Here is a 23,712-nt window from a genome sequence, read left to right on the forward strand (position 1 = left end):
GCTTACGGCATCACCCAATCGGTGCGCAGCCGGTACACGCGCACTTGCAGCCGGGGATGGTCTCGCCCCGTTACGGGACCGGCGCCGCCGTAGTAGTTCGGTACAGTCTTCGCCGAGAGCAGATCGTCGGCCGTAACGCCGCCCAGATCGTCCGCAACCCATTCTGGAGGGTGCCGCACATCGAACCCCGCGTACGGCCGCGGGAACGGATCATCCGGCGGGTATTCGGGCACCACGAGGTAGTCCCCGGCACGCGCTTCCGTCTGCTGAGCGATGAGCGGCAGCATCCCGAATCGCTCGCAGTAGTACTGAAAACCCCAATGTCCGACGTACCACACCCGACCCGCCGACAACGGCTCCTCCGCTCGCGCCCGTGCAACCCGTAGCGCGGCTTCTTCGGCGCACAGCTTCTCGGGGTAAGCGTCAAGAGTGTCGATCGCGGCCACCAGCGCGCCGGCCCCCACACCCACACCAACGACCCATCGAGAGGGGCGGCGATCCTGACGTACACGGCAGACGCGGCTCAACACGCGTGCCGCAACCAGACCCAATACAACGCTGACCCCGATGACACGCCGGGCCGCCGGGAACGGCGCTAAGCCAATTGCCGCCGCCAGTTCGATGAGCAGCCAACCGGAAAGAAACAGCGCCCCGCGGTGAACACGAACGCCCAGCCCCGTTCGGACGCGGAACAGCAGCACGCCCAAACATCCTGCTCCTGCCATCAGCCAGATGAGCCCGCTCAGTTGCCAGAACGCGGACACCAAGTTGAGGTCGGAAATGATGGTCCACCGGCGCGGCAGTGTGACGAGCGAACCGAACCCGAGGCACCACAATGCGGCAGTTCCGGTAGTCCAGCATCGTGCAACACGGAGCGCAGACATAGCAAGCAACCCGCTCCCGACGGCAAGACACCCCAGGTAACCGCCCAGTGGTGCGAGGAGAGGGAACTTGGACTCGACGAAGGCGCTCAATCCGCCGCCGCCCGACGAGCCGGCGTGGAACGCGAAGTGCGATCGGCCGTACTTTGCGACGAGTAGAAATTCCCAGCCCGCAAATAATGCAGCAGCAGCGAATACCGCGCACACGGCGGGAACCACGCGCCGGTGTGTGATCCCGTACCACGCGATCACCGCCGGAGCTACAAACGCGCTGTACTTCGTCTGCATCGCTAGCCCTGCGACACAGCCCGCGAGTGCCGCGAGCCCCAGACCACGCCCCGCGGCACGGATGAACAGTTCAACCGACGCCAGGGCGAGCGCCAGCGCCGGCACATCGAGCATCAGGTTCAGCGAGGGCAGAACGGCGGGCGAGAGCATCAGCACCGGCAGGGCAACACCCTCTATGCCCCGTGCGAAGCGGACCAGAAGCGTGTTCAAAGCCCATGCCAGGAGCAGCACGAACGGAAAGAGCCACAGCTTCAGGAGCCCGACGTGTTCACCGAACAGCGTCATCCCGAGCGCCAGCCAGTACGGCACCACGGGCGGGCACAGTACCTCCATCGCGGGTTCCGGCTGTGCCCACCAGAAAAGAGCGAACCCGTAGGGGTTGGTTGGGTGGGAGTGGATGTGCCGGGCAAACAGGAGGTACGCGGTGTCGTCCACCGTCACGGGTTTCGCAACGTTCGCGAGGGTGACAAACCCCGCCAGCACGAGTAACAGCCGCCCCCCGGCGCGTGGGACGGACGGAGAAAGTCGATCGGCGCTCAATCGCTGCCCCGGTTCGAGTTCTTCGAGCCACTTCGGCTGGGTGAAGTTGTCCGCGGGTGGTAAAATACCGGTAGATGACTCGGGCCGCCACGTAGAGACTTTCGCGGTGCATGAACGCCTTCAACAAGACGACACGGCTCCGCCGCGTGCGCTCGCGGCGTACCTGCTCGGCGTCATCGATTTCGACGAGCTGAGCGCGCTCCAGCGCCGGCTCCGCTACGATGTTAGCGGTGACCGCGACACGGCTGCTGCCATCTTCTGCGAAATCGAACCCGGGATCACGATTGGGCGCGAAGGGAGCGCCGCCCACATTCGCCCCAGCGCCGAATCGCTCGCGGCCCGGCGCTGGCCGGTTCGGTGGGTCGGGCGCGGCGGCGGCGCGGTCTTGCACCAAGTTGGACAAGTTGTCTGCTTCCCGGTGTTCCCGCTTGACGCCCTCAACCTTTCACCGGCCCGGTACCTGAGTGAGTTGCAAGCCGTCTGCCTCGACCTCTGCCGTGATTACGGAATCGCAGGGACTCTCGACGCGGAACGCCCCGGAGTGCGGGCCAACGGCCGGCTGATCGCTCACATCGGCGTTGCCGTCCGCGACTGGGTCAGTTCTTACGGCATGGTGCTGAACGTGAACCCGGACCTGGGGCCGTTCCGTGACGTGAAGTGCAACGGCGACCCGGTGCCGATGACCTCACTCCAGCGCGAGAGCCCGTTGCGGGTTCGTGTCTCGGGGGTGCGGCAGAAGTTGCTCGAGCTGATCGCGGCCCGGTTCGGGTTCGCGCGCGTTTCTGTGTTCCATCACCACCCCGCGGCGCTCCCGCGAGCCACCCGACATGCGCTCCCTCACGCTTCTTGATAAGCCCGCCCCGCCGCCCCGCACCGGCCACCGGCTGCCGGAGTGGCTCAAGCGCCCGCTCCCGGCCGGGAACGGGAACAACTTCACCGCGCACCTGATCGAAGACCTGCGCCTGGAGACGGTGTGCGAGAGCGCGCGGTGCCCGAACCGCCCGGAGTGCTGGTCGCGCCGCACCGCGACCTTCATGATCATGGGCAACTACTGCACCCGCACGTGCAGCTTTTGTTCGGTGCCAAAAGGCTCCCCAGAGGCTCTCGAAGCCGATGAGCCGGCCCGGCTAGCCGAGGCGGCTACGCGGCTGGGTCTGAAGCATGTCGTCATTACGTCCGTGACACGCGACGATCTGCCGGACGGCGGCGCGGACCACTTCGTGCGGTGCATCGGGGCCGTGCGCGACCGGCTCCCCGCCGCAGCGGTCGAGGTGCTCACGCCCGACTTTATGGGTGACAACGCGGCCATTGATGCGGTCACCGACGCGCGCCCAGAAGTGTTCAACCACAACCTCGAAACCGTTCCCCGGTTGCACCGGATCGTGCGCGGCCGGGCGCTGTACGCCAGGAGCTTGGCGCTGCTGGAACGCGTCAAGCAGCGGGCGCCGCAGGTCGTTACGAAAGCTGGGCTGATGCTCGGAATCGGTGAGACGCGTGACGAGTTGTTCGACGTGTTCGCCGACCTGCGGTCGATCAACTGCGACGTCCTGACGCTGGGCCAGTACCTCGCGCCGACCGCGAAGCACATTCCGGTCGCGCGGTTCGTGCCGCCCGAGGAGTTCGACGAGATCGCGGCCCTGGCCCGGTTGATCGGGTTCAAACAGGTGGTTGCGGGACCGTACGTGCGGTCCAGTTACCACGCCGACGACATGGTTCCGCACTAAAGGAGCGCCTTTGCCGGAACCGCGCCGCACGGCCATCACGCTGCCCGATCTCGGCTCTGCGCGGGTCGTTTTCAGCCTGTGGCACGTCCGGATCGGCGACAGCGTGGCTGAGGGGGACCGGGTCGCCGAGGTGCTGATCCCCGGCGCGACGTTCGATGTGCCGGCCCCGGCCACGGGCCGACTCGTCGAGACGTTCGTGCTGCCCAACGACCCGCTCTCGCCGGGTGCCGCCCTCGGAACCGTTCGCGAAGAGTAACGAGCCACCACCATGCCGCGCCCCGCGTTCCTGTCGCTCGACGGCCTCGACGGCACCGGCAAATCGACCCAGTGCCGGCTTCTGGTCGAGTGGCTCGTCGCGCAGGGCGTCCCTGTCACAGCTTGTACCGATCCGGGCGGCACCCCGCTCGGTCAGGAGCTTCGCAAACTACTGCTGTTCGGCCGCGAACACCGCATCGGAACGCGAACCGAAGCGCTCCTCTTCATGGCGTCCCGGGCGCAGCTCGTAGAAGAGGTGATTCGGCCCGCATTGGCTCGGGGCGAAGTGGTCGTGTCCGACCGGTTCCTGCTCGCGAACGTCGTTTATCAGGGGCACGCCGGCGGGTTGAGTCCGGAGGAGTTGTGGCAGGTCGGGACGTTCGCCACCGGCGGTGCCGAGCGCCTCGAACCGGACCTCACGCTCGTCCTCGATCTGCCACCTGAGATTGCGGCAGTGAGGCGCAACCGCGAAGCTGATCGCATGGAAGCCCGTGGAGCTGATTACGCCGAGCGTGTGCGCGCCGGCTTCCGGTCCGAGGTCGCACGCCGGACCGAACGGTTGCGCCTCGTTGACGCGACCGCCAACGTGGATGGCGTTCAGAAAATCATCCGCGGTGAGGTCGCCGGGCTACTACGTGGCCGGGGCTGGAACGTGAAGGAGTAGGAACCGGCATGTCGTGGGACCGCATCCGCGGGCAGCACGCACCCCGAAACACGTTCGCCGCTGCCCTCGAAGCAGGCCGGCTCGCGCACTCCTATCTGCTCGTCGGCCCGGACGGCGTGGGTAAGCGACAGTTCGCGCGTGAACTCGCGAAGGCGTTCCTGTGCGAGCATCCGCCGGCGAAGTTGACCGCGTGCGACCGCTGCCCGGCGTGCGCGCAGGTGAATGTCGGCACACACCCTGATCTCCTCTTTTTGCGCACGCCCGAGGACAAGCACGAGCTACCAGTGGATGAGATGCGAGCGTTCTGCGCGCAAATCGCGCTGAAACCGACTCGCGGGCCGCGCAAGATCGGCATCGTCGAGGACGCCGATGATTTCAACGCCTCTTCGGCCAACTCGTTTCTGAAAACGCTCGAGGAGCCGCCGCAGGGCGCGCTCTTGTTGCTGATCGGTACGAGTATCGACCGGCAGTTATCGACGATTCTGTCCCGGTGCCAGATCGTTCGGTTCGCGCCGCTGAGCCCGGCGGACCTAAAAGCGGTCCTCGCGGAGCAGGGCATTGATGACCCGGTTAAGCGTGACCGGTTGGCCAAACTCGGCGCCGGCAGTGTCACCCGCGCCCTGGCGCTCGACGACGACTCCATCTGGCAAGTGCGGCAGAAACTGCTCGAAGGGCTGATGTCGCCGCGCCCGCCGTTCCAGCAACTCGCCGATGTATGGGCGCGGTTCAACGAAGAAGCCGGGAAGGAAACAGCGCCGCAGCGCCTCCGCACGTCGCTGGTGCTCCAGTTTCTGATCGAGGCCGTGCAGAACGCGCTGAAGCTGTCGCTCGGTGCGGCGGTGCCCGAACTTGACGCCGCCGAAGCTCCCTTGCTGAGGGCGTTCGCAGACCGAATCGGGGCTGCCGGGTTGATGGAACTGCTGGACGCGCTCGTGGAAGCCGATTTCCACGTCGAGCGCCGGGTGCAACTTATTCTGATCGTAGAATCGGTCGTGACGAAGTTCCCGCGCGAGTCGAGCCGGTAACTCGCTTCTAAGGGGCAAGCCGCTCACGCGTCCAACTCGTTCCAGTACGAGTGAAAACGATCCGGTCATGAAGCCGGCTTCGCCGCCCCTGCCAGAACTCGATAACCGTGGGGATCACGCGATAACCGCCCCAGTTCTGTGGGCGCGGTGGGTCGCCGTCGGGGTATTTGGCCGTCAGCTCTGCGTGCGCCCGTTCCAGCACCTCGCGGTCTGCAATGACGGCACTTTGAGGCGAAGCCCACGCACCCAACCGGCTCCCGAGCGGGCGCTTCTTGTAGTACTCATCCGACTCGGCCGCGGACACCATCTCCGCGATGCCTTCAACGCGCACCTGGCGCTCCAGCGGGTGCCACAGGAACACCAGAGCCGCGCGCGGGTTCGCTTCCAGCTCGCGCCCCTTCCGGCTGTCATAGTTGGTGAAGAACGTGAACCCGCGGTCGTCGAGCGCCTTCAGGAGGACGGCCCGGGCCGATGGCTGCTGGTCCGGGCCGACGGTAGCCAGGATCATCGCGTTGGGGTCGGTGAGGTCGGCCGCAAGTGCATCCGCGAACCACTTATGAAACAATGCGAACGGATCGGCGCCGGCGTCGGTCTCCGTCAGCCCCCCGGTCGAGTACTCCTTGCGCAGATCCGCGAGTCGCAACTGTTCCTCGCTCGGCATACGTGTCCCCTCTCAACCCAGATCGTGTGCCGAGCATTTTATTCGCCAGGACCTGATAAGCCCGGAGGTGTCCTTTCCCCGTTCACGAGTCTCATTTTCACGGGGTGCCGACGCGACGGTCGCAGGGATAGAACACTTGAACCGCGCCGTGTTCGCCACTCCACCCTCCCGCCTGACGGCGCGCGGGCACTCTTGACCAAGGACCACCGAATGCTCGGCACGACGCTCACCCCTCAACAGTTCCTCGCCCGCGTGGCGGAGGAACTCGGGCGGATCGACCCCAACGAGGTTCAAAAGCTCTCGGACCTGGTCCACGAGCGGTACCTCGCGGGGCGGTTCGTATTCGTGATCGGCAACGGCGGGAGCGGCTCAAACGCCTCGCACTTTTGCGAGGACATGGGCAAGGGCACGCTGGCGCGCAAGTTCTTCGACGACGACACCAAGAAGCGGCTGAAGGTGCTGAGCCTGACCGACAACACCCCGTACATCCTCGCGTGGGGTAACGACGAGGGGTTCGACCGCGTGTTCGTTGAGCAGTTAAAGAACCTCGCCTCCCCGGGCGACCTGCTGGTCGCGATCAGCGGTAGCGGGAACAGCCCGAACATCCTGCGCGCGGTCGAGTGGGCTAACAACAACGGCCTGACGACCTACGGCTGCACCGGGTTCACCGGCGGCAAGCTCCGCGGGCTGGCGCACCACGGGCTCCACGTCCCGCTGGACGACATGGGCATCGTCGAGTCGATCCACCTGACCGCGTTCCACTGGGTCGTGGACGACACCTACCGGCGGATTTCTCTTTAGTACACCGACAGTCGAGGGGCCGGAAGTCGTGCGCCAGAAAGCCCGGCAGCCGCCGACTTCCGGCCCCTCGAATCACCACTTTCGCTCCATCATTGAAACAATCTGAACGGCAATCTGGTCCTGGATACGTTTCGAGGCGGACGCGTTAGTCTCACCCAGTTCCGGGATGAGGCGACCGGTGGCCAAAATGCGCACGGGGGTCGGCCGTTCGAGCGGTGTCCGGTCCGGCGGTACCGGCACGCTCGGATCGAACGGCACCGGCGGCCCGTCGAGTTTCGGGTTCGGCCCCTGGCGCGGCTTCCGCGGGTTGGACAGAATGGTCCCGTCGCGGAGGTCGCGCCAGACGACGTCCACCGCGACCTGAATTTCTGCCTCGCGGATCTGGTTCTGCTGGTTCAAGTTCTGAATCATCTTCTGAATCATCACGACGTTACCCAGCAGTTCGGTATCCGCCTTCGACGGGTCGGACGTAACTCGGTACGCGGTGGTCTTGCCGATCTCGTGGATCACGGCCTGGGTAACGTCGACCTCGAACCCGCGGTACGGGGTGGTCTGAAACTCGCGGTTGTTGAACAGCGGCACGTAAACCGTGCGGATGTTCTGGTCGTACAGCGCGCCGGCGCCGACATCGTACCCGAAAATCCGGAACCCGTTCTGACACCCGGTCGTGACCGACGCGGCCGCCCCGCCCACGATCGCGAGGAACTGGCGCCGGCTCGGGGCCGCGGGCGTTGTGGTTCCAGCCGGGGGTACGTGTTCGCTGTTTGACATATTCGATTCCGAATGGCGCGTCACAACACCGCAACGCGAAACCCCGGCCACGACCGCCATGAGCGCGACCACCACAACGCCCGACACGAGCTGCACCAGGAGCCGACGGCCCGCGTTCGCCATGCGAACCTCCACTGACAGGTCGGGCGTTCCGGCCGCGCTCGCGGGTGACGGACGCCCGACACGTCTCCGCGGTCGCAAACGTCCCGCGGCTCCGAACGCGCCGTGGGAACCCTGACTCCGCTCGCTTACTGCTGCGGGACGCCGCCGCCGATCGGTTGGGGTTGCGGCACCGGCGAGCCGCCCGCTGGGATCAGGCTCGGGTCGGTGCGGACGCGGTCCTTTTCGTCCACCGGTTTGTTGCGGCCGAACAGTTCGTTGAACTTCGCCTGCGCGATCGCGAACGGGTCGTTGCCGGGCTCCGGGCGCCCTTCCTGCATCAGCCGCACCAGTCGCTCCTTGTTCTCGGTCGCGGCTTCGGCGTACTTGGTGCCGGCGTACCGCCGCCGCACCAGTTCGTAGTAGAACACCGCGGACCCGGGGTGCCCGGTGCGCTCGTAGTACTCGGCCATCCGGAAGTCCTTCTCGGCCTGCTGCGAACGGATCGCGAACTTGGCCCGGGTCAGTTTCTCCGCCATCGCCGGGTCGTTGGCCAGTTCCGGCACCGAGCTTTCGGCGACCGACACAAGGTGGAGGGCTTCGGCACATTTGCGCCCGTCGTAGCTCGCCCCGCCGGTCGCGTTGTTCTTCGCCTGGATCGCGAACGCCATCGCCTGTGGCAGCAGCGTGCTGTCCTTGTGCAGCTCACAGAACTGGCTGAAGAACTGGTCCGCTTCGCTGAAGTTGCCGCGGATGAAGTTCACGTACCCGCACCAGAACAGCGCCTTGTCGGCGGTCGGCCCGGTGATGTCGTGCGTGTGGACCCGCTGGAGCGCTTCGAGCGTGTAGCCCTCTTGATCAACTTGCGGCCGGGACCGGTCGAGTAGGTGCGGCCAACTCGGTCGCCAGCGCATGACACCCTTTTCGTCGGAGCGGCGTTCCAGTTCCGCACGGAAGTCGTCGAGCCAGTAGTCGCAGATCTGGAATATCCGCGCGCAGCAGTCGCGCCGGTAAACCCCGGATTGGAAGTCCAGGAGCACCTTGTGGTAGGTGTCCGCGGCCTCCGGGTAGTGACCGAGTTGGTAGCGGCACTCGCCCTGCATGAACCGGGCGCGTTCCGCGAGTTCCTTGGGGTTGCTCTGGTTGTCGGCCAGGGTGCGGAACTGGCCGAGGGCCTGCTTGTAATCGCCGCTCTGGTACAACTGTTCGGCGGCGGCGAGCTTCTGGTCCGCTTCGGGGTCGTTGTAGCTCGAACTCAGGATGGGCTTGGCGGCGCTGCTGACCCGCTCCTTGAAGTTCCGGGCCGTGGTACACCCAGGGGCGAGCAGCGCCAGCGCGGCGAGCAGCGCCGCGGTGCGACCGGGTCGGAACGTCCTGTCGGCTGGCTTCCGCATCCGTGCGTTCTCCCCACAACCCCCGAACCCCGGTCTCATCGTGCGTCCACGTAGTTCAACATCCGCGGCCGGCGGCCGAGCACGCAACTCACCGCGTACCCGAGCACCTGCCGCACTTCTGCCCGCGTCTCGTCCGGCAGTGCCGTCTCGGCGCCGCGCGCGGTGAGGTCGCGAATGCAGAGCAACGCGTCCCCGGACACCATGCGGCGGTCGGCCACGGCCGGCCCGCATTCCGGGCACAGTACGCCCCCCGCGAGCGGGCTGAAAAAGGCCCGCGCGGTCGGGCTGAGCCGCTCACGTCCACAGGTGGCACACGCATCGAGTCGCGGGCTATATCCCAGCTCCTGAAGCCAAACAAGTTCAAATGCCGACACGGTCGCGAGCAGCGAGCCTTTCCCCCCGCCCGCCTCGGTTCTCAGGGGGGCGGTCCGTTCCACACTTCGCGCCCCGTTCACTTCCGGACCCAGTTCAACCGGCGAGTCGGCCCCGGCCGCTTGGCTTACGGGTGCTCCTTCCCCCTCGCGAACTGCGCCCTCTTCCTCGGCCCCGGTACTACCCTCTCTCTCCGGATAAAAGACCGCGGTCCGTCCGAGCGCTCGCAGGATGGCGAGTGCGGCGTCGAAGAGTACCGGATGCGGGTCGTAGTCCTGGAGCCCCTCGGCCAGTAGCTCCGCGACGTAATAACCCGCGTACAGGGCCGGAAGGTTCTTGCGAAGCGCCGGGAACTGTTCGTTCATCCGCGCCTCGGTGAGGAGTTCTAGACCGCTCGCCTTCCGGATGAACACCACCTCGCACACGGTCAGGAGATCAAAGGCGACATCGAAGTTGGATTTGAGCCGGCGCCCGCCTTTGGCGAGCGCGCGGATCTTACCGAACTCACGGGTGAATAACGTGGTGATGCGGCTGGTCTCGCTCCAGTCGGTGCCGCGGGTCACGATCGCCAGCGCTTTTTCGGACTGCACGGGTCGGGATTCACTTAGGGTCAAAGAGGGACACCTGAGTCAGACCAGAGCGAGGGACTGTCACCCCGTGCTGCTCAAAGATTGCAGTTGGCCGCTTGAGTAAGGCGAGTCTGTGTTCGGGTTGAACAAACATCTGGCGTGTGGTGGCGACCACATCCGGATGTCCGGTACGTCGCCGCATACCTGCTGCGACGTTCCGCAGGCTCGCCAGAACCCGCGGTGCGGTGTGGGGTCGCGCCGCACCCGCCACCGGTCCCCCGGCCAGGGGCGCGTCGCCGATGGGGTGCCGGGCCTCAAGTTCCCTGTGCCACGGATGTACTCGCGCCGCACATCTGGGGGTGTCGCCTCTGGGATAACGGTTGTGATCTCGGGCATCGCCTCGACTACCTCCTTCCCATCGCAAGGTACCCAGTGAAGCGGTTGCACGGTAGCGGTATGTTGCATCGGTATTCCTCTCTAATTCCGATGGCAGCGGGCCGCTCAGGGGCAATTAGGGCTCGGGATTCGTAATCGTGCCAGCGGCGTAAGTGTTTTTGAGAGAGTGCTTTGCGCGGCGGGCGAGGGCGGCGCACATTCGACTCGCGGGGAGGGGCTTTTCGGCCGCATGCGCCGGTACACCCCGTGCGGCTGGCGACACCTTCGAGGCGTACAGGCGTCAAAATCGGCGGAACTGGCTGACAGTTTGATGCCAGCAATGCCCTAGCAGGTCGGCAGCGGCGTACCAGCGATTCGGTAGCAGTGTACCAGCGAATGCCCCACTGCTTATCAGCGACAGTCGCCGATGTCCTCTGCGGCTCCCGAATCGGATTCGGGGGACAGTGCGTGGGTCGGCAGAGCGCGACCGTCGTGCGGGCCGTCGAGGCCGCCGTACACATCGCCGAGTCGGAGCTTGCCGCGGACGAGCAGCATGCGGTCGGTGGCGCGCCGGTAGAAGTCGAGGAGCGGCGCGGCTACGGTCTCCCCTTCCAGGATGCCGAGCGCCTGAACCACGGCTTCGTATGTCGACATGCGGTGACCCGGGCGGTTGCGGCGGAGGGCCACTCCCGCGAAGTCCCGGGCCGGGAGCGCAACCTTCACCGCCGAATCGAGGAGCGGTATCCGCTTCACCATTTTGCCCGCCTGTTTCCAGTTGCCGTCCGGGACGATGAGTGCCGGCGGCGACGGCAGGGCGGCGACGAGTTCCGGCGTCAGCGGCTTGGCCCCGCGGCCGGGGAAGAGCACAATCGGAGTCGCTCCGGCGGGCACGTGTGCCGCCGGGTCGGCGGGTGCGGGAAAGGCACCGTGACAGAGGAGCGTGGCGTTGCGGACCGCCAGGGTGAGGAGCCGGACCGTGTTGCTGGTCCGGCCCAGATCGTGGACGTGGACGATGAGAAGGAGCGGGGTGTGGGTTGCGAGTCGCGGCGCGTGCGCGCATACGCACAGCCACGCGTGAAGGCGGCAGGCGGGGCAGGGGGTCGGGTCGCGGTCGGCGGACATCGGGCTCCTGGTTATTCGGGCGACATCGCGAACGAGCCGGGGCGCCACGGAAACCCGATACGTGCGGGTGTTCACGTGATCGCGGTTCGTTCCCGTCCCAGAGGATGAACTTATTGAAGCCGCGCCGTGTGAGCCGGCTTCGCCTTCGCGGTCGGAGAAGCTAAGATTCGAATAATCGAAGTGTCAAATCGGCCACGGGGACCAGCACCTGTTCGCCGCGGTTCTGCTGGCGGGCCTGTTGCAGGTGGCGTTCGGCGTGCTGCGGTGGGGCAAGTTCGTCTACCTGATACCGCTGCCTGTCACCATCGGGTTCGTGAACGGGTTCGAGCCGTTTCGCGTCCGCGGTGCGGTCGGGTCGGCGCGGTAGCTGAGCGGATTCCGGTTGCGGCCCTGGTGGGCGTGATGCTCCTGGTGGCTCGTTCCACGACCCGCCGCTCGGCTGCTCGCACTCCTTCGTGTACCGTTGCACCGCCCCAGCCCAGCTTGTCCGTATGCCCCGTTGGTCCAGCGGCCGACCGTCGGTGAGGGTCGAAAGCAGGTCAGCCGCCGGTATGCGTGGGTCCGCCCGCAATCCGCCCTCGAAAGGGGAGTGGGCGGTGCCAGGAAGGTCTCGGCCTTTGCAGTCGTTCAACTCGCTCAAAATCTGGAGTGGTGCACTTAAACTGCTCTGGGGGCATCGACTCCCATTCCGACGGCTTATGAGTCGGCAGAAGTCCACAGCCGCACCTCGGATCAGGCTCGCGGTTCGGTCTTTTGCCGCACCGGAAGAACGTCCTTCAGCACGTCCCGTGCGGCCCGGATCGTTCGCTCGGTCGTGGCCCAGTCGATGCAGGCGTCGGTCACCGAACACCCGTACCGGAGCTGGGACAGATCTTTCGGGATCGGCTGGTTACCGCCCTCGATGTGACTTTCGAGCATCAGCCCGACGATCGATCGGTTGCCGAGCCGGATCTGGTTGACGCAGTCGCTCATCACGAGCGGTTGCAGTTCGGGCCGCTTGTACGAGTTGCCGTGGGAGCAGTCCACCACGATGTTGGCGGCCAGCTTGGCCTTCGCCAGCGCCTGCTCGGTCATCAAGATGCTGACCGTGTCGTAGTTCGGCCGGGCACCGCCCCCGCGGAGCACGATGTGCCCGTACCGGTTGCCGCGGGTGCGCACCACCACAATCCGGCCCTGCTCGTTGATGCCCAGGAAACTGTGCGGTTGCGACGCGGAGAGCATCGCGTTGATGGCCGCGTCCACGGAGCCGTCGGTCCCGTTCTTAAACCCCACCGGTGTTGAGAGCCCGGACGACATCTCGCGGTGCGTCTGGGACTCGGCGGTGCGGGCGCCGATCGCGGTCCACGAGACCAGTTCGCCGAGGTACTGCGGGCTGATCGGGTCGAGCGCTTCGGTGGCCGCGGGCAGCCCGATCTCGGCCACCTGCATCAGGAACGACCGGGACTTCTCCAGCCCTTCCTCAATGTGAAACGAGTCGTCCATCCGCGGGTCGTTGATGTACCCCTTCCACCCGACCGACGTGCGCGGCTTCTCAAAGTAGACGCGCATGACCAAATACAGGGTGTCCGAAACCTCATCGGCCAGGTGCCGGAGGCGGCGCGCGTAATCGAGGCCGGCGACCGGGTCGTGAATCGAACACGGCCCCACGACGACCATGAGCCGGTGGTCCGCACGGTCAAGGATGCCTTCGAGGACCGTCCGTCCTGCGGAAACCGTCTCGGCGGCGCGTGCGGTCATCGGGCACCGCAACCGGATCTCGTCCGGTGTCGGCACCTCGGCGTACAGTGATACATTTGTATTTGCGAGCTGCGAGCCACTCATTTCGGGCGCTCATCGGCGTGCCGGGCGTATTTCCCAGAGATGTTGTACGCTTCGCGGCAGCACCTCGCACAGAGCACCTCGCCGCTCCCCTGAATAAGAAGTCTCCGCGCGCGACACATCTCGAACTCGCAGGTGGCTCTCCGCTCGCGATTTCGGACTTTACGCCCGTTGAAGAACGGAACCGTAGCGTTTCGCAGGAAGGAAACGATTAAGATCTGTACTTTCCGCGAATCAGCCGTGCTCACGCGGCCAAGTCCAAGCACCGGTAGGCGAGGTCGCGGATTTTCGTGTGGTCGTGGTGCTCGCCCACAACGGCCCGAATCTCCTCGGCCAACAGCTCGTGTTGCCAGGCCCGGCGCTTGTCCGCGTGACTCGGGCGCCGGCTCGGATCGTCCCACGGGGACGCGGACCGGTGCCCCACCAACTCGTCCGCGTTCCGAGCCCAGGCCCACACCTCGGTCAGGGTGTGCGCCCATGCACACAGGTGGAAGCACCCGACGTTCGACGGCACCCCGCGCACCTGTTGCTGGCCCGTCCCGGCGACTTGTTTGAGATCCCGGAAGCACGTCTCCAGGGTGAACCGGTCGGCCACCCGTTCCAAGATGTCGGTCACCGTCGCGCCCGGGTCGGTGCTGAAGAACGCGACCCATCCGTGGGGCTCGTCCACCAGCACCACCCGGATCGCCCCACCGGCCGGGCGCCAGGTGGCCACGAACGTCTTGTACCGCTTCTCGACGGTCTTCCCATACACGGTGAACGTGCCGGTGCTCCACCCGCCGTTGTGCCCGGCCCGCTTGGCCAACGAGATCCGTGCCGTTCCGTACACCCGCGGGCGCCCGCGCAGCCCGGGCTCCCGCGCGGGCGGTAACGAGCACAGGGCCGCATCCCGGCGGAGCCGGCTCACCACCGTCACCCCGAGCTTCCGCAGCGGCTTCAGCACCGGCCCCTGGGCGTACGCCCCGTCGGCCACCACCCACACCGCCATGCCCCACATCTTCAGCCATCCGTGCGCCCACCGCACCAGGTCAACGGCCATCGCCAGCTTGGTGGCGAACCGGGGCCGATCGGTCGCCCGCACCGCGCCCAGGTTCGCCTTCCGGATGTACAACCGGGCCAACAGGGGCAGAGCCACGACCCCACCCAGTGGATGCGCCACCAGCAACCCGAGCACCACCCACACGTGCCCGTACACGAATGCGCTCCCGGCCGGCCCGGGTGTCGGGTTGTGATGCACCCCGGCCCCTTGTACCTTCGGTCCGTACCGGGCGGTCGGTGTGTCGTCCAACGCCAGCACCACCCGCGGCCCGGTCACCAGGGGCTTGAGGATCTCGACCAACAACCGGGTCGCGATGCGCTCGACCCGGCGCCCGACCGCGGCCGCGGTGGGGTAACAGCGGCGGTATTGGGACGATAATCCGGCCGCCCGAATCCAGCAACTCAGGGCGTGCCGCCCGCGGGCCAGCAGCACACCCAGGAACAGGGCCGCCAACCGCCGACCCGAGCGCCGATCCAGTGCCCCGGCCAGAACCGAAAACCAGTGGCAACGCGGGGACGGAGTATGCGCAGATGGCATGGCCGTGTCCGTTCGGGGTGGCTGGTCGTGTGGTAACGCCATCCTCCCGGACGGGCCGGCACTCGTCTACTCCGAACCCACCATCACCTCCCGACCTACAAATTCGCGGAAAGTACAGTTAAGATGGGTTACAAGTGAAAATTCGCTCAAGTGTTGTTGTGGCAGTCTTCAGTCTGCAACGTTTGGTTTTGAGGCTTGGACTCGCCGTCAGGGCTGTGAGTCACGCTATCACAGCCGCCGACCGATTACGGTTAAGCTCCTGGCATGAGAATTGGCAGCTAGTGAACGACTTTTCCATTGCCGCTGACGGGAGTTACCACGAGACGGTCGATTTGGAAGGGTGTGGCGTAGCCGATTTGGACGGCGAGCGCCTTTGGGTTCTGCACGCGGAAGTCGGAGTGAATCGAGAACTGATTGAACTCGCCCGTGTAGGACGTAACTAAAATTCCGTTGACTGAGGTGCTGATTCTTCCCTTTCGGACCGAACTGGTTATAGTGTAAGCCGTTCCGGCATGAACGAGGCGGCGGCCCTGGGTGCCGGTTCCGTTGTTGAGGAGGTCTTTTCCGGCAATGCTCCCCATTCCGCTGAAGTACCCTTTGGAGGGCCAGGTGTCGATCGCCATGTTGACGCGGTGACCGCCCGCGACCAATTGGAAGCCGAAGTACTCATCTCCCGAGATTCGCCGGACCGTTGCCTCAATGTCGTACTCTTCGCCCGGCTCGTAGGGCAGTTGCAGGACCCCGGGGAACTGCGGGTTGACGCCCACGAGAGCTTCTCCGTTTCTCCTCCATTCTCCCAGGACGGTGTGAACCCGCGTGTCGACGAGAGCAAGGAGATCGACTGTCGCGCCGCTCGCTGAACTGTCGCGCATGGGCGCTTTGCCTTCGAGTGCGATCGAGCCTGTTGAGCCCCCGCCCTTGGCTACGTTCCCTTCGCGCACGATGGGAGGCAACGTTTCGTTGCCCGTTGCGGCAGGCGGGAGTCCTGTATTCGTCTCTCGGCGCGCCGAATCCGTCGCTCGCGGTTTGCCCCCGGCAGCGGTCAGCATTATGGCCACGAGAACCGCGAAGAGCGCCACGCTACCCGCAGCGACCAAAATCGGTGCGACACTCACGCTTTTGCTTTTCGCCCTTTTTCGTCGTGGTCGTTCGCGGCTTTCCTTCTCGGCCTTCCCCGCGTCTGGCTCTTCCTTCCAGACGACGCCGGACGAGATGACTGTATGCAACGCGTCGGGTGTCTTTTGCGACTCGCGAGACGGCTCGCTCTCCCGCGGCCCCTCGGGCCGCGGCGTCGGTGAGAGGATCACGACGGGCATCGAGCGGATCGCCCGCGCGGAGCCCGGGGGCGCGGCCCGCTTCCCGCTCGGATGTGCCGAACTCGACGGTATCCGAGTTGCCCACGGGTCGGTCGATTGTGCGTCGGGGCGCGGGGGCGGCGAGTCCGGTCCCTCGGGCGGCGCGGCCGCGGCAAGCCCCGCAAGGTGTTCGGAAATTTGATGGAGGCGGTTGGCGACGGTCACCGCGGTCTGCGGGCGGTTGCCCGGGTCTTTCGCGAGGAGCCCGTGGATGAGATCCGCTAACGGCTCGGGGACGTTGGGGCTATGCGCGTGAACGGGGGTCGGCTCCTTGGTGCCCAGCGCCAGCAGCACGGCAGACAGGCTCGCGCCCGGGAACGGGAGCTGCTTGGTGCAGAGCAGGTACAGGACCGCGCCCAGCGAAAAGAGGTCGGCCCGATGGTCCACCCGCTCGCCGAGCGCCTGTTCCGGCGACATGAACGCCGGGGTGCCGACCACCGCCCCGCTCTGGGTGAGTTCTGTCTCCATCGCGACCGGCCGGGCCAAGCCGAAGTCGAGCAACTTGACCCGACCGCGGGGCGCTTCCAGCCACATGTTGGCCGGCTTGATGTCGCGGTGCACGATCCCGAGCTTGTGAGCCGCCGCGAGCCCCAAGGCGGCCTCTCGGGCGATCCGGACGGCGTTGCGCAGCGACGGCGTGCCCTTGTTCCGGATAAAGGCGTCCAGTGAGTAGCCTTGGAGGAGTTGCATGGCGATGTACGGGGTGCCGTCGCGTTCGTCGGCTTCGTACACGGTCACCACGTGATCGTGGCTGACCCGGGCGGCGGACTTGGCCTCGCGGAGGAAGCGCTCCTTCGCCTCGGCGTCGGCGGCGAACTCCGGCAGCATCACCTTCAGCGCCAGACTGCGATCCAGGCGCGTGTCCCGAGCGAGATAGACGGCCCCCATTGCCCCACGGCCCAACTCCCTCACGACGCGGTAGGGGCCGAGCGTTCCTAACTCATCCTCGGTCGCGGGCCGGCTGAAGGTGGGCGCGGCGGCACTGCCGCGTGGGGTGGTAAATTTGGTCGCACCGAGGTGGTCCAAGGTGGAGATCAACAGACTTCCCGAGCGCGAATCGATGATCAGCGACGGGTCGTTCGGATCGGACATGAGCCTCTCCCTCGGGTTCCGCAAGTCTACCAGGCGGGAGGTCGCCGCGAAAGGTCGTGCCGGTCCGGTACAGGGGCATCGGCCCGGGTCGGGAACCGGCCGTTCAGCACAGTATATTATTACTATTAATTAATAACTTGTGCAAATGAATGGTGAGGTGCGGGCTGAAAGCGACAGGGTGGGCACATTCGCCGACGGTGTAATCCAGCGATTGCCTCAGAACATTGATGGCTCATTTCGGATGGTCATCAGCCGCAGCGTCGGCAGTCGCACCGCTGACCACAGAAAGACAGCAGCAACGGGTGACGAGGGCGCAAGAGATCCACTCTTGCGCCCTCGTCACCCGTTGCTGCTGCGCGCGATCCGTCCTCGTCGCTTACGACACTGCGGCGACCAACCCGTTCACACCATCGGTCTCGGCGACGAACCCGGCGCCGACGAACTGAGCCAGGGCCTCACGCTTCGGCGTCCGCTCCGAGCCCACCACTACCACTTTCAGGTTCGGAAGCGTGTGGCGGAGCTTGGCGCACGCGAGGTATCCGCTTTCGTCGCCGGCAACTTCCGGCACAAGTACCGCGTGCGGCGCGGTCGCCGCCGCGGCGGCGTGAATGTCACGCCCGGTGGTGAGGGTGTGAACCTCCCACCCGAGCGCGCTGAGCTGTTCTGTCAACTTTGCGGCCTGCGCGAACCGACCGGCCAGAACCACCCGCTTCGTGTGGCGTTTCGTGGTCCGGGTGGTCAGGGCGTTGCGCGTGCTGCTGGTGATAGTCATAGTCCTCATTTTTCCTTTTCCTGCCGACCCCCAACCAGACACGGCAATTTCCAATTAGTTCGCGTCTGGTGGACCCAACTTGCGCCGCAATCCGGAAAATCGACGTTTCTTCCGGCGGGGCCGGTCCGGGTGCGCCAGCAAGTTCGAAATCGGCGTAGGTTCTGGGTTCTTTCTTGCCACGGCCGAAAGTTGAAGCTAGAACCGAACTTCCGGCGTGCGAACCCCTGTGTCGCTCTGTCGATTGCTCCAGCTTAGAACAGAGCCGGGCGCGAGCGAGGAAGAGGAGCATAGTACACCTGGCCAGCGCCGTCGAGGTCGGGTGGTTTGAGTGTCGCCCGCTATAATTACCGCCACCGCGGAACCGTTACTCCCCCTAACGTTTTGAGAGGCCAGAACTCATGGCGAAGGCCCGCATCTCGATCGGCACCTGGGCGTACCTCTTCAACCAAGAGCAGCCGACGAACGACTTCCACGTGATCCTGCACAAGCTGCAAGACCTCGGGTACGACGGGGTGGAACTGGGCAGCTTCGGCCCGCACCCGAGCCCGGTGTCGCACCCGACAAAGGCCAGCCGCCAGAAGCTGCGCAAGGAGATCGCGGACCACGGGTTGGCGCTGTCGGGCATCGCGGTGGACTTGTGGGCGTTTAAGAAGCCCGGCACCTCGATCGTGGACGAAAACCCGAGCGCGTATCTGACCGCGTTCCTCGGGTGGTGCGCGTTCGCCGCCGACCTGGACGTGAAGACGATCCGCGTCGACACGGTGATCGACTGGGACTACTTCGAGAAGGACGGCAAGGAACTCGGCGCCGCAAAGGGCCTGGACCGCATCGTGAGCGCGTGGGATAAGGCGAGCAAGATCGCGGCCGATTACGGGATGAACATCTGCTGGGAGTTCGAGCCCGGGTTCGCGTTCAACAAGCCGTCCGAGATTGTGCAACTGGTCGAACAGGTGCGGGCGAAGGGGAACAACAACTTCGGCGTGCTGTACGACACCTGTCACGCCCACATGTGCGCGGGGATCGGCGCGAACCAACCCGGCACCAAGGAGACGCTGCCCGGCGGCGCCCTGGAACTGCTCGAAAAGCTGAAGGGCAAGATCACCCACGTCCACGTGATCGACAGCGACGGCAGCCTGAACGAGCACAACACCAGCACGCACAACCCGTTCGGCACCGGCAACCTGGACTTCGACAAGTTGGCCCCGGCGCTGCGCAACAGCGGCGTGCCGAACGACTGGTGGTGCGTGGACCTGTGCTTCTGGCCGAACGCGTGGCAGGTGACCGCGGACAGCAAGAAGTACCTGGACAAGCTCCGCGAGAAGTACGCCGCGGTGTGATACAATCGGACCGGCGAGCGGGGAGGCGTTGGCCTCCCCGCTTCTTTCTCCACTGCGAGCCGACGGATGACGGCGACTCAACCGGCACTGAAGACGTTCGCGGACCTGCACGCCAAGCTCGGAGGCGTGCCGCTGGACCGCATCCGACTGCACCCCGCACCCGGCACCGCGACCGAAGCCGACCTCGAACACGCCGGCAAGCCGACGTGCGAACTCATCGACGGCGTCCTCGTGGAGAAGGCGATGGGGACTTTCGAGTCGTTCCTGGGAATCCACATCGCACGGCTGATTGGGAACCATGTCGAGGCCAACGACCTGGGTGTCGTGACCGGCGAAGCCGGGTTCATTCGGCTCGGCCAGGATCACGTTCGCGCCCCAGACGTGACGTTCATCCCGTGGTCCGAGTTCCCGAACGACGAGGTGCCGCAGGACGAAGCGTTCTGGTCCGTCGCACCGGGGCTGATCGTCGAAGTGCTGAGCCCCGGGAACACGACAGCCGAGATCGATCGGAAGTTGGCGGAGTTCTTCAAAGCCGGGTGCAAACTCGCCTGGACAATCGATCCGCGGGCGAAGACGGCGATGGTCTACACGTCGGCGAAGAGTTTCAAGGAGTTGGACGAAACCGGCACTCTTGATGGTGGTAAGGTGCTGCCGGGTTTCACGTTGTCGCTCGCGGAACTGTTTGCGTCCACTCAGCGCGGAAAGAAGAAGCTGCGGTAACACCTGCGCCGCACAACCGGAATGCTGTTGATCGCTCTTCGCTTCATTTCGCCCTGGCGGTTATTGCCGAATCGGCGGCACGTCCGCATACTCGCCCTGAACTTCCTCTCTTAACAACACGCTGTTAGGCGCTCATGCACCGGGCGTATCATCGCTGGTGGAGCCCGTCGCTCCACCGGGACATGGAGCTTCTCGAGTTCGGGCACGGGGGGGCGCGGGTGGTCGCGTTCCCGACGTCCGGCGGGCGGTTCTTCGAGTGGGAGAACCGCGGGCTGGTCCGCGCGCTCGGGCACGCGCTCGAAAACGGCTGGCTGCACCTCACCTGTGTGGACGCGGTGGACCGCGAGAGCTGGTACGCGTACCACACGCACCCGGGGGCGCGGGTGTGGCGCCACGAGCAGTACACTCAGTACGTGATGAACGAGGTGCTGCCGTGGGTGCAGTGGCGCAACCCGAACCCGTACACCATCTTCACCGGCGCGAGCTTCGGTGCCTTCCACGCGCTTTCGATGGGGCTGCGCTACCCGGACCGGGTGAACCGTATCCTGAGCATGAGCGGCCTGGCCGACATCAAGATGTTCCTGTCGGGCTACCACGACGAGACCGTCTACCGTCAGAACCCGGTCGACTTCATTCCCAACGAACACGACGGCTGGCGCCTGGACCGGCTGCGTTCTCAGAACATCATTCTGGCGGTGGGGAACGGCGACCGGTTAGTCCACCAGAACCGCGAGCTGTCGGGTAAACTGTGGGGCAAAGGGATCGGTAACGCGCTCCGCGAGTGGGACGGGTTCGCGCACGACTGGCCCGTTTGGTCGGACATGATCCAGAAGTACATCGGCGGCAATGATTAAGATTGTTCACCGCGGAGGGCACGGGCGGGCGCAGAGAAATTCAAGACGAGCATTAAACTCACTCTTAGCTCTTCTCTGCGCCCGCCCGTGCCCTCCGCGGTGAATCCTGTTTTAGAGCCAATTATGAAACGTGTAGGCGTCATTGTGGGGCGCGAGTGGTCGTTCCCGCCACGGTTCATCGACGAGGTGAACGGGCGCAACGCGGGCGTCGTCGCCGAGTTCGTGAAACTCGGCGGCACCCGGATGGACGAAAAGATCCCCTACGACGTGCTCGTGGACCGCATCTCGCACGAGGTGCCGTACTACCGCAGCTACCTCAAGCACGCGGTGCTGGAGGGCGTCACGGTCATCAACAACCCGTTCATGTGGACCGCGGACGACAAGTTCTTCGGCGCCTCGCTGTGCGCCAAACTCGGCCTCGCGCACCCCAAGACGCTGGTGCTGCCGAACAAGGACTACGTGCCGGGGATCGTGAAGACGGAGAGCCTGCGGAACCTGGAGTACCCGCTCAACTGGCAGGCGGTCGTGGACCACGTCGGGCTCCCGTGCATCCTGAAGGACGCGCACGGCGGCGGGTGGCGCGGGGTGTACGTGTGCCACAGCGTCGAGGAGCTGATCCGGTACTACGACGGCTCCGGGCTGCTCACGATGATCGCCCAGGAGTTCATCCAGTGGGACCAGTACGTGCGGTGCATGTGTCTGGGCCGCGACCGCGTGCTGCCGATGCCCTACGACACCCACAACCGCCGCTACATCGCCGAGCCCAACTACCTCTCCCCCGAGCTGAACGCGCGGGTGATCCGCGACTCGCTCAAGCTGGTGGACGCGCTCGGGTACGACATGAACACGGCGGAGTGGGCCATCAAGGACGGCGTGCCGTACGCGATCGACTTCATGAACCCGGCGCCGGACATGGACGTGAACTCGCTCACCCCTGAGTACTTCGAGTGGGTAGTGAAGCATATGGCCGACCTCGTCATCGACCGCGCGCTGAACCCGCAGCCGCAGCTCGCCGAACTCAAGTGGAGCAAGCTGTTTTGATAAGGTAGGGGCGGCCGCAAACAAGCGCAACGTGCGAAGGCTAAAGAAGAGCGCGCAGCAGACGCCCGGTTCCTCTGGTGCCGGACCTCTTGCTCTTTCTTTTTTGTGCTTTTTGTGCTTTTTTCCGGCCGTTCTGATTCTTCCCCCGAGGCGTGCCATGTCTGCCGACGCGATTGCTGCCTACCACGACCTGCTCGCGTCCGGCGGCATACTCGCGGCCGACTCGCAGGGTGCTCTGGAGCGGGCGCAACAGTTGCGAGGGCTCCAGTTCGGCACCCGCCCCGTGTGCACGGTGCTGCGCCCGCGGTTCCTCACCCCGGCGCAGTACCGGCTGCTTCACGACACCGTCGGCACCCTGCTGCCTGCGTTCCAGACCGTGTACGATCGCGCCCTGGTCGACCCGGCGTTCCGTGGGCAGTTCCGGTTGCTCGACTGGGAGGAGCAGCTCCTTTCCGTGGAGCCCGGGTTCGCCTGCCCGAGCCCGACGAGCCGCTTCGACACGTTCTTCGCGTCCGACGACGAACTCCTGTTCACCGAGCTGAACTCCGAAACCCCGGCCGGGGCGGGCTACTCGGACGCATTGAGCGAGGTTTTTTACGGGTTGCCGGTGTTTCAAGAGTTTCAGCGACGGTTCCGGGCGTTCCCGATCCCGGCGCGGCCCGGCGTGCTGCACGCGCTCACTGACTCGTTCCGGCAGTGGCAGGGGCACACGTCCGACGCCCCGCGGATCGCGATCCTCGACTGGCGCGAGGTGCCGACGTTCAGCGAGTTCGTGATCTTCTACGACTACTTCAAGGCGATGGGGCTCGAGGCGCGTATCGTGGACCCGCGCGAGGTGGAGTACCGCGACGGCAAGCTGATGGCGGGCGACTACCACATCACCCTCATCTACAAGCGGGTGCTGATCGGCGAGCTGATCGAGCGCGGCGGGCTCGATCACCCGGTCGTGCGGGCCGTGCGCGACCGGGCCGTGTGCATGGTGAACTCGTTCCGCTGCAAGATCCTGTTCAAGAAGGCGTCGCTCGCGGTGTTGTCCGACGAGCGTAACCGGGGCCTGCTCACGCCCGCGCAGCAGCAGGCCGTTACGAAACACATCCCCTGGACGCGGGTGATGGAGGCACGCACCACCACCGGACCCGACGGCGCGGCCATCGACCTGGTCCCCTGGGCCAGCACGAACAAGGACCAACTGGTACTGAAACCGAACGACGACTACGGCGGGAAGGGGATCGTACTCGGCTGGCTGGCCGACCAGCGCACCTGGGACGAGGCGGTGCAGACGGCCCTGACCCACCCGTATGTGGTTCAGCAGAAGGTGAAGATCCCGCACGAGGCGTTTCCGAGCTTCGAGAACGGGTCGCTTCACGTCCTCGACCGGATGCTGGACACGAACCCGTACGTGGCGTTCGGCACGCACATGCACGGGTGCCTGACCCGCATCTCCACCGAGGCGCTCGTGAACGTGACCGCCGGCGGCGGGTCCACCGTGCCGACGTTCCTGGTCGAGCCGCGGTGACCGGGCGTTGAGTTCAGCCCGACTCACGTTCCAATTGCCGGCGTCTATTTTGTCTGCTCTTCTCGTGGCATAGACATTCCTGTCTGTGCG

General features: G+C 65.5%; 22 protein-coding genes. 12 read left to right on the plus strand and 10 right to left on the minus strand.

The window, feature by feature from the left end; genetic code table 11:
- Positions 1–2: 2 nt before the first annotated feature.
- Positions 3–1,709, minus strand: coding sequence for a glycosyltransferase family 39 protein (locus GobsT_RS17210; RefSeq protein ID WP_148087773.1), 1,707 nt, complete (start codon positions 1,707–1,709; stop codon positions 3–5).
- A gap of 106 nt (positions 1,710–1,815) precedes the next feature.
- Between GobsT_RS17210 and GobsT_RS17215 the strand changes: the two genes are divergently transcribed.
- From GobsT_RS17215 to GobsT_RS17235, 5 genes are read left to right on the plus strand one after another with little or no spacing between them, the layout of a single operon-like run.
- On the plus strand, positions 1,816–2,559 hold the full coding sequence (locus tag GobsT_RS17215) for a lipoyl(octanoyl) transferase LipB (protein ID WP_010047866.1): 744 nt from the start codon (positions 1,816–1,818) through the stop codon (positions 2,557–2,559).
- Positions 2,537–3,433, plus strand: coding sequence for a lipoyl synthase (lipA, locus tag GobsT_RS17220; protein ID WP_109571043.1), 897 nt, complete (start codon positions 2,537–2,539; stop codon positions 3,431–3,433). Before GobsT_RS17215 ends, lipA begins: the two co-directional genes overlap by 23 nt.
- A 10-nt stretch (positions 3,434–3,443) precedes the next feature.
- Positions 3,444–3,689 carry a lipoyl domain-containing protein gene (locus tag GobsT_RS17225; protein WP_010051715.1) on the plus strand — a complete coding sequence of 82 codons (246 nt, stop codon included), beginning with the start codon at positions 3,444–3,446 and terminating at the stop codon, positions 3,687–3,689.
- A 12-nt stretch (positions 3,690–3,701) separates the two neighbouring features.
- Positions 3,702–4,352 (plus strand): dTMP kinase, encoded by a 651-nt coding sequence (gene tmk, locus GobsT_RS17230; RefSeq protein ID WP_010051712.1) that lies wholly within the window; start codon positions 3,702–3,704, stop codon positions 4,350–4,352.
- 8 nt (positions 4,353–4,360) lie between these two features.
- Positions 4,361–5,377: a DNA polymerase III subunit gene (locus GobsT_RS17235; protein ID WP_010051710.1), complete on the plus strand. Its 1,017-nt coding sequence runs from the start codon at positions 4,361–4,363 to the stop codon at positions 5,375–5,377.
- A 7-nt stretch (positions 5,378–5,384) separates the two neighbouring features.
- On the opposite strand, the gene pdxH is transcribed toward GobsT_RS17235, so the two are convergent.
- Entirely contained in the window at positions 5,385–6,038 is a 654-nt protein-coding gene (gene pdxH / locus GobsT_RS17240; RefSeq protein ID WP_010051708.1) for a pyridoxamine 5'-phosphate oxidase, read from the minus strand.
- Positions 6,039–6,248: 210 nt separating this feature from the next.
- Between pdxH and GobsT_RS17245 the strand changes: the two genes are divergently transcribed.
- Positions 6,249–6,839, plus strand: coding sequence for a D-sedoheptulose-7-phosphate isomerase (locus GobsT_RS17245; protein WP_109571042.1), 591 nt, complete (start codon positions 6,249–6,251; stop codon positions 6,837–6,839).
- Between the two features lie 72 nt (positions 6,840–6,911).
- Here the strand turns inward: GobsT_RS17245 and lptE are convergent, their stop codons facing one another.
- The 4 genes from lptE to GobsT_RS17265 all read right to left on the minus strand — a co-directional run bounded on the left by lptE (position 6,912) and on the right by GobsT_RS17265 (position 11,541).
- Positions 6,912–7,610, minus strand: coding sequence for an LPS assembly lipoprotein LptE (lptE, locus tag GobsT_RS37845; protein WP_162542154.1), 699 nt, complete (start codon positions 7,608–7,610; stop codon positions 6,912–6,914).
- A 248-nt stretch (positions 7,611–7,858) separates the two neighbouring features.
- Positions 7,859–9,103, minus strand: a complete 1,245-nt coding sequence (locus tag GobsT_RS17255; RefSeq protein ID WP_010048056.1) for a tetratricopeptide repeat protein — start codon at positions 9,101–9,103, stop codon at positions 7,859–7,861.
- Between the two features lie 35 nt (positions 9,104–9,138).
- Positions 9,139–10,065 carry a DNA repair protein RecO gene (recO, locus tag GobsT_RS17260; protein WP_010048058.1) on the minus strand — a complete coding sequence of 309 codons (927 nt, stop codon included), beginning with the start codon at positions 10,063–10,065 and terminating at the stop codon, positions 9,139–9,141.
- A 765-nt stretch (positions 10,066–10,830) separates the two neighbouring features.
- A complete protein-coding gene (locus tag GobsT_RS17265; RefSeq protein ID WP_010048059.1) occupies positions 10,831–11,541 on the minus strand; it encodes a tRNA-uridine aminocarboxypropyltransferase in 711 nt (236 codons plus the stop codon).
- Positions 11,542–11,749: 208 nt separating this feature from the next.
- Here GobsT_RS17265 and GobsT_RS17270 point away from each other — a divergent pair, with 208 nt between their 5' ends.
- Complete coding sequence (locus tag GobsT_RS17270; protein ID WP_261340063.1) at positions 11,750–11,908, plus strand: SulP family inorganic anion transporter; 159 nt, start codon at positions 11,750–11,752, stop codon at positions 11,906–11,908.
- A gap of 365 nt (positions 11,909–12,273) precedes the next feature.
- On the opposite strand, the gene GobsT_RS17275 is transcribed toward GobsT_RS17270, so the two are convergent.
- From GobsT_RS17275 to GobsT_RS17290, 4 genes are all read right to left on the minus strand, one after another.
- The gene (locus GobsT_RS17275; RefSeq protein ID WP_029601219.1) at positions 12,274–13,362 is read right to left on the minus strand and encodes a 3-deoxy-7-phosphoheptulonate synthase; all 1,089 of its coding nucleotides are present in this window, start codon (positions 13,360–13,362) and stop codon (positions 12,274–12,276) included.
- A gap of 241 nt (positions 13,363–13,603) precedes the next feature.
- Complete coding sequence (locus tag GobsT_RS17280; protein WP_029600695.1) at positions 13,604–14,935, minus strand: IS701 family transposase; 1,332 nt, start codon at positions 14,933–14,935, stop codon at positions 13,604–13,606.
- Positions 14,936–15,213: 278 nt separating this feature from the next.
- Complete coding sequence (locus GobsT_RS17285; RefSeq protein WP_010048063.1) at positions 15,214–17,382, minus strand: serine/threonine-protein kinase; 2,169 nt, start codon at positions 17,380–17,382, stop codon at positions 15,214–15,216.
- A 376-nt stretch (positions 17,383–17,758) separates the two neighbouring features.
- The gene (locus GobsT_RS17290; RefSeq protein ID WP_148087774.1) at positions 17,759–18,163 is read right to left on the minus strand and encodes a response regulator; all 405 of its coding nucleotides are present in this window, start codon (positions 18,161–18,163) and stop codon (positions 17,759–17,761) included.
- A 389-nt stretch (positions 18,164–18,552) separates the two neighbouring features.
- Between GobsT_RS17290 and GobsT_RS17295 the strand changes: the two genes are divergently transcribed.
- From GobsT_RS17295 to GobsT_RS17315, 5 genes are all read left to right on the plus strand, one after another.
- The gene (locus GobsT_RS17295) at positions 18,553–19,491 is read left to right on the plus strand and encodes a sugar phosphate isomerase/epimerase family protein (RefSeq protein ID WP_010052074.1); all 939 of its coding nucleotides are present in this window, start codon (positions 18,553–18,555) and stop codon (positions 19,489–19,491) included.
- Between the two features lie 66 nt (positions 19,492–19,557).
- Positions 19,558–20,211, plus strand: coding sequence for a Uma2 family endonuclease (locus tag GobsT_RS17300; protein ID WP_010052075.1), 654 nt, complete (start codon positions 19,558–19,560; stop codon positions 20,209–20,211).
- Between the two features lie 182 nt (positions 20,212–20,393).
- Positions 20,394–21,065 carry an esterase family protein gene (locus GobsT_RS17305; protein WP_197905123.1) on the plus strand — a complete coding sequence of 224 codons (672 nt, stop codon included), beginning with the start codon at positions 20,394–20,396 and terminating at the stop codon, positions 21,063–21,065.
- Positions 21,066–21,188: 123 nt separating this feature from the next.
- The gene (locus tag GobsT_RS17310) at positions 21,189–22,106 is read left to right on the plus strand and encodes an ATP-grasp domain-containing protein (RefSeq protein ID WP_033199747.1); all 918 of its coding nucleotides are present in this window, start codon (positions 21,189–21,191) and stop codon (positions 22,104–22,106) included.
- Between the two features lie 157 nt (positions 22,107–22,263).
- Complete coding sequence (locus tag GobsT_RS17315) at positions 22,264–23,622, plus strand: hypothetical protein (RefSeq protein WP_010048675.1); 1,359 nt, start codon at positions 22,264–22,266, stop codon at positions 23,620–23,622.
- The last annotated feature ends 90 nt before the right edge of the window (positions 23,623–23,712 follow it).

Origin of the sequence: Gemmata obscuriglobus, from assembly GCF_008065095.1 — a bacterium.
GTDB lineage: Bacteria > Planctomycetota > Planctomycetia > Gemmatales > Gemmataceae > Gemmata > Gemmata obscuriglobus.

Excerpts from the sequence above, each read along its gene's own strand:
- lipA (WP_109571043.1), top strand. The coding sequence starts at position 2,537 with ATGCGCTCCCTCACGCTTCTTGATAAGCCCGCCCCGCCGCCCCGCACC.
- tmk (WP_010051712.1), top strand. The coding sequence starts at position 3,702 with ATGCCGCGCCCCGCGTTCCTGTCGCTCGACGGCCTCGACGGCACCGGC.
- GobsT_RS17235 (WP_010051710.1), top strand. The coding sequence starts at position 4,361 with ATGTCGTGGGACCGCATCCGCGGGCAGCACGCACCCCGAAACACGTTC.
- pdxH (WP_010051708.1), bottom strand. The coding sequence starts at position 6,038 with ATGCCGAGCGAGGAACAGTTGCGACTCGCGGATCTGCGCAAGGAGTAC.
- GobsT_RS17245 (WP_109571042.1), top strand. The coding sequence starts at position 6,249 with ATGCTCGGCACGACGCTCACCCCTCAACAGTTCCTCGCCCGCGTGGCG.
- lptE (WP_162542154.1), bottom strand. The coding sequence starts at position 7,610 with ATGTCAAACAGCGAACACGTACCCCCGGCTGGAACCACAACGCCCGCG.
- GobsT_RS17255 (WP_010048056.1), bottom strand. The coding sequence starts at position 9,103 with ATGCGGAAGCCAGCCGACAGGACGTTCCGACCCGGTCGCACCGCGGCG.
- GobsT_RS17265 (WP_010048059.1), bottom strand. The coding sequence starts at position 11,541 with ATGTCCGCCGACCGCGACCCGACCCCCTGCCCCGCCTGCCGCCTTCAC.
- GobsT_RS17275 (WP_029601219.1), bottom strand. The coding sequence starts at position 13,362 with ATGAGTGGCTCGCAGCTCGCAAATACAAATGTATCACTGTACGCCGAG.
- GobsT_RS17280 (WP_029600695.1), bottom strand. The coding sequence starts at position 14,935 with ATGCCATCTGCGCATACTCCGTCCCCGCGTTGCCACTGGTTTTCGGTT.
- GobsT_RS17285 (WP_010048063.1), bottom strand. The coding sequence starts at position 17,382 with ATGTCCGATCCGAACGACCCGTCGCTGATCATCGATTCGCGCTCGGGA.
- GobsT_RS17290 (WP_148087774.1), bottom strand. The coding sequence starts at position 18,163 with ATGAGGACTATGACTATCACCAGCAGCACGCGCAACGCCCTGACCACC.
- GobsT_RS17295 (WP_010052074.1), top strand. The coding sequence starts at position 18,553 with ATGGCGAAGGCCCGCATCTCGATCGGCACCTGGGCGTACCTCTTCAAC.
- GobsT_RS17300 (WP_010052075.1), top strand. The coding sequence starts at position 19,558 with ATGACGGCGACTCAACCGGCACTGAAGACGTTCGCGGACCTGCACGCC.
- GobsT_RS17305 (WP_197905123.1), top strand. The coding sequence starts at position 20,394 with ATGGAGCTTCTCGAGTTCGGGCACGGGGGGGCGCGGGTGGTCGCGTTC.
- GobsT_RS17310 (WP_033199747.1), top strand. The coding sequence starts at position 21,189 with ATGAAACGTGTAGGCGTCATTGTGGGGCGCGAGTGGTCGTTCCCGCCA.
- GobsT_RS17315 (WP_010048675.1), top strand. The coding sequence starts at position 22,264 with ATGTCTGCCGACGCGATTGCTGCCTACCACGACCTGCTCGCGTCCGGC.